The organism is Candidatus Thioglobus sp., assembly GCF_029243085.1.
Taxonomy (GTDB): Bacteria; Pseudomonadota; Gammaproteobacteria; order PS1; family Pseudothioglobaceae; genus Thioglobus_A.
Genome location: NZ_JAQWSS010000055.1, coordinates 1 through 14,477, shown reverse-complemented (window position 1 = coordinate 14,477; position 14,477 = coordinate 1). Strand labels below are relative to the sequence as shown.

General features: G+C 38.9%; 13 protein-coding genes. 8 read left to right on the top strand and 5 right to left on the bottom strand.

What is annotated here, in order from left to right:
- From P8M52_RS03275 to gatB, 6 genes are all read left to right on the top strand, one after another.
- Positions 1 to 807, top strand: an 807-nt coding sequence (locus P8M52_RS03275; RefSeq protein ID WP_300307262.1) for a class I tRNA ligase family protein, incomplete at its 5' end; no start/stop codon positions are given.
- Positions 807 to 1,889 (top strand): 3-dehydroquinate synthase, encoded by a 1,083-nt coding sequence (gene aroB / locus P8M52_RS03270; protein WP_300307259.1) that lies wholly within the window; start codon positions 807 to 809, stop codon positions 1,887 to 1,889. The genes P8M52_RS03275 and aroB, both read left to right, overlap by 1 nt.
- A gap of 12 nt (positions 1,890 to 1,901) precedes the next feature.
- On the top strand, positions 1,902 to 2,498 hold the full coding sequence (locus P8M52_RS03265; protein WP_300307256.1) for a hypothetical protein: 597 nt from the start codon (positions 1,902 to 1,904) through the stop codon (positions 2,496 to 2,498).
- A gap of 2 nt (positions 2,499 to 2,500) precedes the next feature.
- Positions 2,501 to 2,788, top strand: coding sequence for an Asp-tRNA(Asn)/Glu-tRNA(Gln) amidotransferase subunit GatC (gene gatC, locus P8M52_RS03260; protein WP_300307253.1), 288 nt, complete (start codon positions 2,501 to 2,503; stop codon positions 2,786 to 2,788).
- A 7-nt stretch (positions 2,789 to 2,795) separates the two neighbouring features.
- Positions 2,796 to 4,238: an Asp-tRNA(Asn)/Glu-tRNA(Gln) amidotransferase subunit GatA gene (gene gatA, locus P8M52_RS03255; RefSeq protein ID WP_300307265.1), complete on the top strand. Its 1,443-nt coding sequence runs from the start codon at positions 2,796 to 2,798 to the stop codon at positions 4,236 to 4,238.
- A gap of 1 nt (position 4,239) precedes the next feature.
- The gene (gene gatB / locus P8M52_RS03250; protein ID WP_300307250.1) at positions 4,240 to 5,670 is read left to right on the top strand and encodes an Asp-tRNA(Asn)/Glu-tRNA(Gln) amidotransferase subunit GatB; all 1,431 of its coding nucleotides are present in this window, start codon (positions 4,240 to 4,242) and stop codon (positions 5,668 to 5,670) included.
- A gap of 43 nt (positions 5,671 to 5,713) precedes the next feature.
- Here the strand turns inward: gatB and P8M52_RS03245 are convergent, their stop codons facing one another.
- A complete protein-coding gene (locus P8M52_RS03245) occupies positions 5,714 to 6,343 on the bottom strand; it encodes a site-2 protease family protein (RefSeq protein WP_300307247.1) in 630 nt (209 codons plus the stop codon).
- Between the two features lie 57 nt (positions 6,344 to 6,400).
- On the opposite strand from P8M52_RS03245, the gene P8M52_RS03240 reads away from it, so the two are divergent.
- On the top strand, positions 6,401 to 8,089 hold the full coding sequence (locus tag P8M52_RS03240; RefSeq protein ID WP_300307244.1) for a proline--tRNA ligase: 1,689 nt from the start codon (positions 6,401 to 6,403) through the stop codon (positions 8,087 to 8,089).
- A gap of 6 nt (positions 8,090 to 8,095) precedes the next feature.
- On the top strand, positions 8,096 to 8,908 hold the full coding sequence (asd, locus tag P8M52_RS03235; RefSeq protein WP_300307241.1) for an archaetidylserine decarboxylase: 813 nt from the start codon (positions 8,096 to 8,098) through the stop codon (positions 8,906 to 8,908).
- On the opposite strand, the gene P8M52_RS03230 is transcribed toward asd, so the two are convergent.
- The 4 genes from P8M52_RS03230 to dnaK all read right to left on the bottom strand — a co-directional run.
- Complete coding sequence (locus P8M52_RS03230; protein ID WP_300307239.1) at positions 8,900 to 10,147, bottom strand: CNNM domain-containing protein; 1,248 nt, start codon at positions 10,145 to 10,147, stop codon at positions 8,900 to 8,902. The genes asd and P8M52_RS03230 overlap by 9 nt on opposite strands.
- A 34-nt stretch (positions 10,148 to 10,181) precedes the next feature.
- Complete coding sequence (eno, locus tag P8M52_RS03225) at positions 10,182 to 11,462, bottom strand: phosphopyruvate hydratase (RefSeq protein ID WP_300307237.1); 1,281 nt, start codon at positions 11,460 to 11,462, stop codon at positions 10,182 to 10,184.
- Positions 11,463 to 11,479: 17 nt separating this feature from the next.
- The gene (gene dnaJ, locus P8M52_RS03220) at positions 11,480 to 12,589 is read right to left on the bottom strand and encodes a molecular chaperone DnaJ (RefSeq protein WP_300307234.1); all 1,110 of its coding nucleotides are present in this window, start codon (positions 12,587 to 12,589) and stop codon (positions 11,480 to 11,482) included.
- An 84-nt stretch (positions 12,590 to 12,673) separates the two neighbouring features.
- A partial coding sequence (gene dnaK, locus P8M52_RS03215; protein ID WP_300307230.1) for a molecular chaperone DnaK occupies positions 12,674 to 14,477 on the bottom strand: 1,804 nt, incomplete at its 5' end.

Genomic DNA, 14,477 nt, shown 5'->3' with positions numbered 1-14,477 from the left:
GCCAATACTAGTGGCTTTAGTCCTGCTCAACATACGCTGGAAGCAGATAATATGCTAGATTTGGATAAATGGATTGTTTCTAAAACAGCTGATTTGCAAGTGCAAATTTTGCAAGCTTATGAGCAGTACAATTTTCACCATGCCTTTCAATTAATTTTAAATTTCTGTAGTAATGATTTGGGTGGATTTTATTTAGATGTTATTAAAGATAGACAATACACCACGCAAGAAGATTCAAGAGCTAGACGCAGCGCCCAAACTGCCTTGAATCATATTCTTGAGGCGATGGTTAGGTGGCTTTCACCCGTGTTGTCATTTACGGCAGAAGAGATCTGGCAAAACATGCCAGGTGAAAAAACCAATAGCATTTTCTTAAATGAATGGTACCAAGATTTAACTGCTAATTATGAAAATACTGCAATTGAGACTGCTAGAAATATTAATCCATTTATTCGTAAACAAATGGAAGGCATGCGTAGTGAAAAGATTATTGGCTCGTCTTTAGATGCAGAAGTGGATTTGTATTGTAATGAGGAAACCTTTGCTGCACTCAGCCAACTTGGCGATGAGTTGCGCTTTGTGTTTATTACGTCATACGCACGCATCCACCCATTATCTGCTAAGACTGACGACTGTATTGAAGCGGGAGAGGGTGTATTTATTAACGTAAGCCAATCAACCCATGAAAAATGTGTGCGCTGTTGGCATCATCGTGAAGATGTAGGTCAACAGACTGAACATGCAGAGTTGTGTGGTCGTTGTGTTGAAAATGTTGTTGGTAGTGGTGAACAACGAGAATTTGCTTAATGAAGACACTTGAACTTGATTTAGGGAGTAATTCTTATCCAATTTATATTGGCCAAGCCTTGCTTGAACAAGCAGAGTTATTGACTAATCATATCGCTGGTAAGCAGGTCATGATCGTAACCAATACAACGGTAGCACCTTTGTATTTGGCTAAAGTTAAATCATTGTTAGCTGCATTTAATGTGGCTGAAGTGATTTTGCCAGATGGTGAGCAATACAAAACGCTTGATACAGTTAATCTTATTTTTGATGCACTATTAGAGAATAGATTTGATCGCTCATGCACGTTAATTGCATTGGGTGGCGGTGTGGTTGGTGATATGACAGGATTTGCTGCGGCCAGTTATCAACGAGGTGTTAATTTCATTCAAATCCCAACCACGTTATTGTCTCAGGTAGATTCCAGTGTTGGCGGTAAGACAGGTGTTAATCATCCATTGGGTAAAAATATGATCGGTGCTTTTCATCAGCCAAAATGCGTTGTGATTGATGTGGACACATTAGACACATTAGATGATAGACAATATTCAGCTGGCATGGCTGAGGTAATCAAGTACGGCTTATTGGGTAATGCCAGTTTTTTGGAATTTCTACAGGCCAATATTTCTACCTTGATGTCCAGAGACAAAGGTTTAATTATTCAGGCGGTCTATCAGTCTTGTACAGATAAGGCAGAAATTGTTGCACAAGATGAATTGGAGTCTGGAAAAAGAGCCTTATTAAACTTAGGTCATACCTTTGGACATGCCATTGAAAATACTTTGGGATATGGTGTGTTTTTGCATGGCGAAGCAATTTCTGTAGGTATGTTGATGGCTGCTGAAATGTCTAAATTATTAGGTGACTTGAGCGAAGATTCGGTTACAGAAGTGAAAGAATTGTTAGAAAAATCTAGTTTACCGGTCAGTGTTAACGGTAAAATTAGCGCTCTTGAGTTCTTGTCAGCGATGAGTGTTGATAAGAAAGTTATTGATGGCAATATTCGCTTAATTTTAATGAAAAAATTAGGCGAATCGTATATTACTGATACATATCAGAAAGAACAGCTTGAGCAGGTAATTGGCAATTTTTGTCAAGCATAAACAGGATAAGAGATGGTAGATAAAGAGCAGAAAAAAGATAAGGTTGAAGATGACGAGGTGATGATCTCAACCAGCATCTCTGATTTAGAAAAGATGCTAGAAGGTGTTGAAGAAAATGCCAATAAGCGTACAGATACAAAATTTGAACGTATGTTCCTGCCTGCTTTGGCAGTATTTAGTGCAATTATCATGGGCTTCTTTATTGTTATTTATTCAATTACCAGTGACATGACTCGACTTGCTAACGCTATGGATCCAAATATGGGTGGCAATATGTCGTCTATGGTGACTAGCATTGATAAGCTGGCGAATAATGTTGATCAAATGACAACATCAGTGGCACACATGCAAAAGAGCTTTTCTCGCGTAGAATCTAATATGGATACTATTGCATCAAAATTAAATGCACTAGATTCCATAGCAGTGGACTTAACTCAAGTCAGTGTCAAGATGGATTCATTAGAGCCAATGTTAATTAACATGGAAGAGATGAACAAAAACATGACAACCATGCAAGATTCTATGCAATGGATGCAGCGAGACTTAAATATTCTTCGTTCATCATTTTCTAAACCACTTCGGATTTTTAATAAAATACCAATGCTATAACCATGTCTTTATCTGAGCAACAAGTTACACAAATCGCCTATTTAGCCCGTTTGTCATTAAGTGAGGCTGAATTAAAAGATAACACCAAAGATTTAAATGCCATCCTTGGTTTAGCTGAGCAGTTAGGTGCTATTGATACAGATGATATTGAGCCAATGGCACACCCGCTGCATATGACTCAGCGCTTGCGTACTGATGAGGTGACGGAAATAGATCAGTCAGAAAATTTTCAATCAATTGCACCAAGCACAGGAAATAAACATTATTTAGTGCCAACCGTTATCGAATAATATGAGCATTCACACCAAAACTATCGCACAACTTGCCCAAGGCCTAAGAGATAAAGAATTTTCATCGGTTGAAATTACCCAACATTATCTTGACCGAATTAAGCAATCTGATTTGAATGCATTTATTACGGTTACTGATGAGCTGGCCATGCAACAAGCACAAACAGCAGATGAAAAAATTGCTTCGGGTTCTACCGGCATCTTAACTGGTATTCCTTATGCACATAAGGATATTTTTTGCACTCAGGGCGTAAAGACTTCAGCAGGTTCTAAAATGTTGGACAACTTTATCTCCCCTTATGATGCAACAGTTTCACATCAGCTGAATCAAGCTGATTTAGTCATGTTGGGTAAGGCTAATATGGATGAATTCGCCATGGGATCGAGTAACGAAAACTCTTTTTATGGCGCGGTCAAAAACCCATGGGATAAAAATAAAATTCCAGGCGGTTCATCGGGTGGTTCTGCTGCTGCTGTGGCAGGAGGCTTAAGTTGTTTTGCAACAGGAACTGACACTGGTGGCTCCATTCGTCAACCAGCTAGTTTATGTGGCATCACTGGTCTGAAGCCTACTTATGGTCGAATTTCAAGATACGGTATGATTGCTTATGCCTCTAGTTTAGATCAAGCAGGGCCAATGACAAAAACTGCAGAAGATGCGGCTATTGTACTTAATGCAATGGCCGGTTTTGATGCAAAAGATTCAACCTCTGCCGAACAAGAGGTGCCAGATTATACGGCTAATTTGACTGATTCAATTCAAGGTCTAACCATTGGTCTGCCGAAGGAATTTTTCTCTGAAGGTTTAGATGACGAAGTTGCCACCCAAGTCATGAATGCGGTTAAAGAATTTGAAGCAATGGGGGCAACGGTAAAAGAAATTACCCTGCCTAATTCTGCTTATGCAATTCCTACGTATTATATTGTTGCGCCTTGCGAATGCTCTTCAAATCTGTCACGTATGGATGGCGTACGTTTTGGCCACCGATGTGACAACCCTAAAGATTTAGAGGACTTATACCTGCGTTCACGCTCAGAAGGGCTTGGTGCTGAAGTTAAGCGTCGTATCATGATTGGCGCTTATGCGTTATCAGCGGGTTATTATGATGCCTACTATTTAAAAGCGCAAAAAACACGACAGTTAATTAGTGAAGATTTTAAAACAGCTTTTAAAGATGTAGATGTGATTATGGGACCCGTTTCGCCAACTACTGCATTTGATTTAGGTTCAGTTAAAGATCCAGTCTCAATGTATTTGGCTGATATCTACACACTCAGTGCAAACCTAGCAGGATTACCAGGCATGAGTATTCCAGCCGGATTCTCTAATAAACTACCCGTTGGTTTGCAACTAATTGGTAATTATTGGTCTGAATCAAAGCTACTTAACATTGCCCATCAGTTCCAATTGCAAACTGATTGGCATACGCAAACACCTCAGGAGAGTTAGTATGGAGTGGGAAACAGTTATTGGTTTGGAGATTCATGCTCAGTTAAGCACTAAATCTAAAATATTTTCATCCGCCTCTACTAAGTTTGGCCAAGAGCCAAACTCTCAAGCTTGTGCGGTTGATTTAGGCCTACCTGGTGTTTTGCCAGTATTAAATGTTGAAGCAGTCAATAAAGCGATTAAATTTGGATTGGCGGTAAATGCGCATATTAATCAGCGTAATATATTTGACCGTAAGAACTATTTTTATCCTGATCTGCCCAAAGGATATCAAATATCGCAGATGGATTTACCCATTGTAGGTGAAGGTGAAATTGAAATAACTGTTGGCGAGATGACAAAGGTTGTTGGAGTAACACGTGCCCATTTAGAAGAAGATGCGGGTAAGTCTGTTCATGATATGTTTAATGACTATACCGCTGTTGATTTGAATCGTGCTGGCACTCCATTATTAGAAATTGTTTCTGAACCTGATATGCGCAACGCCAAAGAAGCAGTTGCTTATGCTAAAAAAATTCATGCATTGGTGCAGTACATTGGTATTTGTGATGGCAATATGCAAGAAGGCTCGTTCCGTTGTGATGCAAACGTTTCTATTCGTCCATTGGGTCAAGAAAAATTAGGTACGCGTGCAGAGTTAAAAAATATCAACTCTTTTAAATTTTTAGAGCGTGCTATTAACCTTGAGGTTGAACGTCAGCAAGATATTTTAGAAGAGGGTGGTTCAGTCGTACAAGAGACTCGTTTATATGATGCAGTTAAGCATGAAACACGCTCGATGCGCTCTAAAGAAGAAGCCAACGATTATCGCTACTTTCCAGATCCTGATCTATTGCCAGTAGAAATTAGCGACGAATTATTAAACACAATTAGAGCAGATTTACCTGAGCTTCCAGTTGAGAAAAAAGCTAGATTTGTTGCTGAGTTAGGTCTAAATGAATATGATGCGGATGTACTAACTTCACAAAAGTCATTGGCTGATTATTTTGAGACGATGCTAGATGGCAATGAGAAGAATGCTAAGCTGTGCGCTAATTGGGTCATGGGTGAATTATCAGCATCATTGAATAAAAATCAATTAGAGATTGAGCAATCTCCTGTAACCGCTAGTCATTTAGCACAATTAATTACTCGAATTGGCGATGATACTATTTCTGGAAAAATCGCTAAAGATGTCTTTAAAGCCATGTGGGAAGGTGAAGGCTCGGCTGATGAAATTATTGCAGCTAAAGGTCTTAAGCAAATGACAGATACTGGTGCAATTGAAGCAATTGTTGATGAAATTATTGCCAACAATGCACCTCAAGTTGAGCAATTTAAGTCGGGTAATGAAAAAATCTTAGGATTCTTTGTTGGTCAAGCAATGAAAGCGTCACAAGGTAAAGCAAATCCAAAATTACTTAACGAGCTACTTAGAAAGAAGCTTAGTTAGGATTAGCATTCGCCTGAGTGTTAAGCGTTTTGCTTAAGTCATCTTAAGTTAGACCAATTAATGAATAGCCCCAATGTTGTATTAATTGCACAATCGGCAAGATAACGGTCTGAAATATTCCTAAAAACAACAAGCCCAATAAAATAAATAAACCATACGGCTCTAATTGGTCGTATTGATAAGAGACTTTTGGTGGCAATAGTGAACTCATCACACGACCGCCATCAAGCGGGGGTAAGGGTAGTAGGTTTAGTACTGCAAGTAACAAATTAATCTGCACACCAACTTGTGCCATACCACCTAAAAATACAGAGTTGCTATTCATAGATACCCAAAGAATTAATAGCCAAAAAATAGCCATAAGCAGATTACTCGCTGGTCCAGCAATCGCTACCCAAAGCATGTCTTTTTTAGGTGACCTTAAGGCGTTAGAATTAACTGGGACTGGCTTGGCCCATCCAAAAATAAACCCAGAGGTAAAGTATAAAAAAGCAGGTACAGCAATGGTACCGATCAGATCAATATGCTTGATGGGATTAAGTGTCAATCTACCCATCATGCGTGCACTATGATCGCCTAGTAAAGAGGCAACCCAGCCATGTGCAGTTTCATGCACAGTAATGGCAAATAAAACAGGAATGGCATAAATTAATAGTGTTTGAATATCAATCATAATAAGGTCTCTCGGGTAAAATTGGCATAATTATTTAAAACCACACCTTCATTTTATATGAAAACTACTCAACTGTTAATTCCGACCCAAAAAGAGGCGCCAAATGATGCGCAAATTATTTCACACCAGTTAATGATTCGTGCCGGCTTAATTTCAAAGTTAGCCTCAGGGTTATATTCATATTTGCCAATGGGTGTAAGAATTTTAAAAAAAGTTGAAGCTATTATTCGTGAAGAAATGGATAAAGCAGGGTCGCAAGAGGTGTTAATGCCAGTTACCCAACCAGCAGAACTTTGGCAGGAGTCAGGACGATGGGATGAATATGGACCTGAACTATTGCGCTTTAATGATCGCCATGGCCGTGAGTTTTGTATGGGCCCAACTCATGAAGAAGTCATTACCAATTTGGCCGCTCAATATATTCGCAGCTATAAGCAGTTGCCAATGAGTTTTTATCAAGTTCAGACTAAATTTAGAGATGAGATCCGTCCTAGATTTGGTGTGATGCGTTCACGTGAATTCATTATGAAAGATGCCTATTCTTTCCATCTAGATCAGGATTCATTGCAACAAACTTATAATTTAATGCATCAAACTTATTGTAATATCTTTGATCGCTTGGGCTTAGATTATCGTCCTGTATTAGCTGATTCAGGCTCTATCGGTGGCGATTCTTCACATGAATTCCATGTACTAGCAGATAGTGGCGAAGATGCCATTTGTTTTTCTGATGAATCAGACTATGCAGCCAATATTGAAAAAGTAGCGTTTTATAAGCAAGAGCTCAATTGTCATCCGCAAGCTACAGAAGAAAGCGTACTTACTAAGAAAAAGACAAGCATTGAACAAGTCGCTGAATTCTTAAATGTAGATCAGTCTCAATGCCTTAAAACCTTAATTATTAAAACTTCAGCTGGATTTAAAGCGTTAGCGCTTCGAGGTGATCATGAATTAAATGAAATTAAGGCGCATAATTTGTTTGGTGAGTTTGAAATGGCTACTGACGAAGAAATTAAATCACTTGGATTAAAAAAAGGATTCATCGGTATAAAGGGTCTAGACATTGACTTGGTGGTTGATTATTCAGCCAGTGTTATGTGTGATTTTGTTTGTGGTGCTAATGAGTGGGATCAGCATTTAACCGGTGCTAATTGGCAGGGTATTGAATTTTTAGAAGCTGATCTGCGTAATGCTGTTGCAGGTGATAAGTCGCCTGATGGTAAGGGAAAATTGGTGATAAAACGCGGCATTGAAGTTGGACATATATTTCAATTAGGCGACAAATACTCAAAATCTATGAAAGCAAATGTCATTGGTGAATCGGGTAAGGCGGTAGTAACCACAATGGGTTGTTATGGTATTGGTGTTACCCGTGTTATTGCTGCAGCAATTGAGCAAAATTACGATAATCGTGGCATTATTTTCCCAGAGTCAATCGCGCCATTCCAGTTAGTCATTGTGCCGATTAATTACAATAAATCCACTCGTGTTAAAGAGCTTGCAGATAATTTATATCAACAGTGTTTAGAGGCTGGAATTGAAGTCTTGCTAGATGATCGTAAAGAGCGTGCAGGCATTATGTTTGCTGATTCAGAATTATTAGGCATTCCACATAGAATGGTGTTAAGTGATACGCATGCTGATAATGGTAATGTTGAGTATAAGGCTCGAAATAATGCCGATAAGCTTGAAGTTAGTTACGAACAAGCTTTATCATTTATTCAAACTAAATTAATACAGGGTTAGAATATAATGACTTGGTGGCAACATATTATTCCGCAACACGCACTATCCAAATTGATGTTTCGGTTTGCACGACTTGAAAACACATGGCTTAAAAATAAGTTCACTCGTTGGTTTGTAAAATCCTATGGGGTGAATTTGTCTGAGGCATTACGAGAAAATGTTGAAGATTACCAACATTTTAATGATTTTTTTACCCGTGCCCTCAAGCCAGGTGCACGTGAGATTGCTTCTGCTGATATCGTCTGTCCTGTTGATGGTGCCGTATCACAAGCAGGAACAATAAGTCATTCAACTATTTTTCAGGCAAAAAATCATTACTATACCGTTTCAGCATTATTAGGCGGTGATTATCGTTCTGATCAATTTGATTCAGGGTTTTTTGCAACAATTTACTTGTCGCCTAAGGATTATCATCGCATCCATATGCCATATGATGGAAAATTAGTTTCCATGGATTATATTCCTGGTGATTTGTTTTCAGTTAACAAGGCAACTGCTGAAGGTGTGGATAATTTATTTGCTCGAAATGAGCGAGTGGTTTGTTATTTTCAAACCGAATTTGGCTTATGTGCTTTTGTATTAGTGGGTGCTATTTTTGTTGGTTCTATGCAAACCGTATGGGCAGGTCAAATTAACCCGCCTTATCAAAAGGAAGTCCAGCATTTTGATTATACTAATCAAAACATTACGCTGAAAAAAGGAGAAGAGTTGGGTCGTTTCAATATGGGCTCTACCGTTGTTATGCTCATGCCTAATCAAGATCAGCTGCTAAATTTAACCGCAGGGCAAGTTACCCGTATGGGTGAATCTTTAATTTAACTTGCTAAGTTTTACCAGTTTAATGGTCTGATCAGAAATTTGTAAAATCTCCACGAGTATTTGATCTATCTTAAGGCTAACATCGCGCTTTGGAATGGTTTGTAACTCTTCTAGAATTAGACCGTTTAAGGTTTTAGCCTTGGCAACCGATAGGCTGATATTTAGCATGGTATTTAGTTCTCGAATGCTAATTCTTGGATCGACTAAGTAACTACCATCTTCTTGCAAATTGATCTCGTCAATACTTTCATTTTGATTGGAAGTGAATTGGCCGACAATTTCTTCAAGAATGTCTTCTAGTACAATCATGCCACGCACTTCACCATACTCATCAACAATAAGGCCAAGGCGTCTTTTTTGCGTTTGAAAATGCTCTAATTGATGAGCAAGAGAAGTGCCTTCTGGTACAAAATATGGCTCACGAACTAATGCTAACACATTATCCATGCTGAATTCGCCTTTGGCATATAAATTCACTACCTTACGCATATGCAACACCCCAGTAATGTTATCAGTAGAGCCGTCATAGGTGAGTAATCTTGTATGCTGAATGCGTTCTAATTGCTTAAGAATTTCATCAGGCTTAGTAATATCCACACTAATCAGCTCATGCCGAGGAATCATAATATCTTCAACTTTAACTTTCTCAAGATCAATAATATTCAGCAGCATCTTTTGATAATTTGAGGCAATAATAGGTTTGGCGTCATTTACCACCATACGTAATTCCTCAGAGCTAATATCTTCATTTTGTTGATCTGCTTTGATACCGAACAATTTCAGAATTATTTTTGATATCTGTGCAATAAGCCAAACAAACGGTTTGAACAACTTAATTAAGGCACTAATAATAATGGATGCGGGTAGGGCAATTTTTTCTGGGTTCTTGGCAGCAAACGTTTTTGGTGTGGTTTCTGCAAAAACCAAAATAACAAATGTTAGACTCAGTGAGGCAAGCACAATGGAGTCTTCACCCCAAAGTTTAATGGCTAAGATAGTAGCAATACTTGAGGCAAAGATATTAACAAAGTTATTGCCCAATAAAATTGTGCCGATGAGGTGGTCAACATCTTTTAATAGATGCTCGGTACGTCTTGCATTTTTATTGGTTTTACTGAGTGCCTTCAGACGATAGCGATTAATGGCCATCATTGAAGTTTCAGTGCTGGAAAAGAAGGCTGAGGCTAGTATCAGGCCAAATAGCGTAATACTAAGCCAAAAAGTTGAGAGTGATTCCAATCAGTTGTTATCAGTAAGAAAGTTAAGTCTTAGTTTAATTCAAATGTTTGAAAGCATCAAGTCCTGGATAAATTGCTTTAGAACCTAATTCCTCTTCGATACGCAACAAACGGTTGTATTTTGCTAAACGATCTGAACGTGACAAAGAGCCAGTTTTTATTTGTCCGCAGCCTGTTGCTACTGCTAAATCAGCAATAGTTGTATCTTCAGTTTCACCAGATCGGTGCGACATAACTGCTGTGTAACCGGATTCTGCAGCCATATTCATAGCAGCAAAAGTTTCAGTTAGCGTGCCAATTTGATTAACCTTGATTAAGATTGAATTGGCAATGTTATTATCAATACCTTGTTTAAGGATCTTGCTATTCGTTACAAATAAATCGTCACCCACTAATTGAACTTGGTCGCCAACTTTTTTGGTTAATAGATCCCAACCATCCCAATCATTTTCATCCATACCATCTTCGATAGAAATAATCGGATAGTTTTCAACCCAATTGGCCAGATATTCAACAAATTCTTCTGAAGTCAATGATTTGTTTTCAGAAGCAAGATTATATGTTCCATTCGCATAAAATTCAGAACTTGCAGCGTCGATACCAATAAAGATATCTTTACCTGCTTCGTAGCCTGCATTTTTGATTGCCTCTAAGATAACGGTGATTGCCTCTTCGTTTGAAGATAGGTCTGGTGCAAAGCCACCTTCATCACCAACAGCTGTATTCATGCCTTTGGCTTCTAATACAGATTTTAAATTATGGAAAACTTCAGCACCATAACGCAAAGCCTCTTTGAAGTTTGGCGCGCCAGCTGGAATAATCATAAATTCTTGAATATCAACACTATTGTTAGCGTGCTCACCACCATTGATAATATTCATCATTGGAACTGGCAACTGGTAGTTGTCACCTTGGTCTAGTGAATCGTAAAGTGGCTTGTGTTGTCTATTGGCATTCGCATGTGCAGAAGCAAGTGATACCGCTAAAATAGCGTTAGCACCTAATCGTGATTTAGTTTCTGTCCCATCAAGGTCAATCATTGCTTGATCAATTTTTCCAAGATCTTCAATGCCAAAACCAATTAATGTTTCATTGATTTCTGTATTAACAAATTCTACTGCTTTTAAAACACCCTTGCCCAAGTATCTAGATTTATCACCATCGCGAAGCTCTAGTGCTTCGCGTTGACCAGTTGAAGCGCCACTTGGAACCATAGCGCTACCCATAGTGCCATCATCTAAAATTACATCAGCTTCAATAGTTGGGTTGCCTCTAGAATCAAGGATTTCTCTTGCTTTAATTTGTTTAATTTTCACGATTTTCCTATTATTTTTTATTCAAAGAATGACTTCAAAAAAAAAAAAAAAGAGTCTGATTCTGGATGATGTTTTTTGCTACATGAGTCTGAAAATTCTTCTAATAATTGTTTTTGTTTTTTACTTAAATTAATCGGTGTTTCTAGCTTAACTTGACATATTAAATCACCAGTACCCCCATGTCTGATGGCAGTAATACCTTTCCCTCTAAGTCGAAATTGCTTGCCTGTTTGTGTGCTTTCTGGAATTTTTATCTTTAACTTTCCACTCAACGTAGGCACTTCAATGGAGCCGCCTAAGGCTGCTGTGGAAAAATCAATTGGCACTTCACAGTATAGATCATTGCCATCACGCTCAAAAATTTCATGCTGTTTTACATGCACTTCTACATAGAGATCGCCACTTTGGCCACCGCGTACACCTGCTTCACCTTCGCCCCCTAAACGAATTCTATTGCCAGTATCAACACCTGCCGGTATCTTAACGGACAAGGTCTTTTGTTTGCGTACAACCCCTTGGCCACGACATGATCCACAAGGTGAATCAATTTTTTGACCTGAGCCAGAGCAAGTTGGGCAAGGACGTTGTACAGCAAAAAATCCTTGTTGCATTTGTACTTGTCCCGCACCATGGCAAGTTGCACAAGTGCTTGAACTAGTACCTGGTTTAGCACCTGTTCCTGAACATGGTTCACATTTCTCATTTTTAGGAATGCGAATTTTAACGGTTGTGCCTTCAGCCGCTTCTTTTAGATTTATTTCTAAATCATAGCGTAAGTCAGACCCGCGATTGTCGGCTTGCTGATGACCTCCGCCACCAAAGATATCACCAAAGATATCGCCAAAACCACCACCACCGAATGGGTTTCCACCACCAAAACCACCGGCGCCAGCACTACCATCAACGCCAGCATGGCCAAATTGATCGTAAGCCTGACGTTTTTGCTCATCCGATAAGATTGCATAGGCTTTTTGAATTTCCTTAAACTTTTCTTCTGCTGCTTCTTTATTGTCTGTGTTACGATCCGGATGGTGTTTCATTGCTAAACGCTTATAAGCTTTTTTAATTTGCTTTTTATCTGCGCCCTTGTCTACACCTAATACATCGTAATAATCTCTTTGTGACATAACTACCTTTTATAAAGTTAAAAAACCTTCTTCAAATGCATAAGATCTGAAGAAGGTTGTATTGATTAAATTAAATCTTAAAGATTATTTGTCGTCTTTGACTTCTTCAAAATCGGCATCAACCACATCATCACTTGCATCAGTTGCGCTAGATGCATTTTCTGCTGAGCTTGCTTTAGCTTGTGCTTTTTCAGCAAGCGGTTGAGCTTTTTCTGTCAACGCTTGTGATTTAGCTTCAATTGCTTCCTTGTCGTCACCTTTTACCGCTTCTTCAAGCTCAGCAATTGCTGATTCGATCGCCGCTTTCTCATCTTCAGAAACTTCCTCTTTTAGCTCATCTAATGTTTGCTTAGTTGAGTGAATTAAAGAGTCTGCCATATTCTTAGCAGTGACTAATTCTTGGAATTTTTTATCTTCATCAGCATGGGCTTCAGCGTCTTTAATCATGTTTTCAACCTCTTCATCGCTCAGACCACTTGAAGCTTTAATCGTGATTGATTGCTCTTTACCAGTTGTTTTGTCTTTAGCAGATACATTTAAAATACCATCAGAGTCAATATCCAGAGTTACTTCAATTTGTGGTTGTCCTTTAGGTGCCGCATCAATTCCCTCAAGGTTGAATTGACCCAATGACTTGTTAGCACTTGCCACTTCACGCTCACCTTGTAATACGTGTACAGTTACTGCAGATTGGTTGTCTGCTGCTGTTGAGAAAATTTGTGACGCATTTGTAGGAATGGTTGTATTTTTCTCAATTAGCTTTGTCATTACGCCACCCATGGTTTCGATACCCAAAGATAATGGTGTTACATCTAATAACAACACATCTTTTACGTCGCCACCTAATACACCTGCTTGAATGGCTGCACCCATGGCAACTGCTTCATCCGGGTTAACATCTTTCTTAGGTTCTTTGCCGAAAAATTCTTTTACTTTTTCTTGCACCTTAGGCATACGTGTAGAGCCACCAACAATGATTACCTCATCAATATCACTGGCTGAAAGATCAGCATCATTAAGCGCGATTTGACAAGGATCGATTGAACGCTTGATTAAGTCTTCCACTAGTGATTCTAGCTTAGAGCGTGTAATCTTGATATTCATGTGTTTCGGACCAGAGGCATCAGCTGTTACATACGGAAGGTTAACTTCAGTTTGTTCAGATGATGAAAGCTCAATCTTAGCTTTTTCTGCTGCTTCTTTTAAACGCTGTAGCGCCATTGGATCATTTTTAAGATCGACACTTTGCTCTTTTTTGAATTCATCCACTAAGTAAGAAATAATTCTTTGATCAAAATCTTCACCACCTAAGAACGTGTCACCGTTGGTAGACAGTACTTCAAAGTGCTTCTCACCATCGATATCTTCCATTTCAATGATTGATACGTCAAATGTACCACCACCTAAGTCGTAGACAGCTACCGTCTTATCACCTGTTAATTTGTCAACACCGTAGGCCAATGCAGCTGCAGTTGGCTCGTTAATGATACGTTTAACATTAAGGCCAGCAATTTTTCCTGCATCTTTTGTTGCTTGACGCTGTGAGTCATTAAAGTAAGCAGGAACAGTAATCACTGCTTCAGTTACTGTTTCGCCTAAGTAATCTTCAGCAGTTTTTTTCATTTTGCCAATGACTTTAGCTGAGATTTCAGGTGCAGCCATTTTGTTACCATTTACTTCAACCCAAGCATCTCCATTGTCAGCTTTAACAATTTTGTATGGCACTAAGTCAATATCTTTTTGTACGGCTTTTTCGTCAAAACGACGACCAATTAAACGCTTAATAGCGTATAGAGTATTTTCAGGGTTGGTAACAGCTTGACGTTTGGCTGACTGACCGACTAACACCTCTTCAGAATCTTTAGGGAAAGCAATGATTGATGGGGTG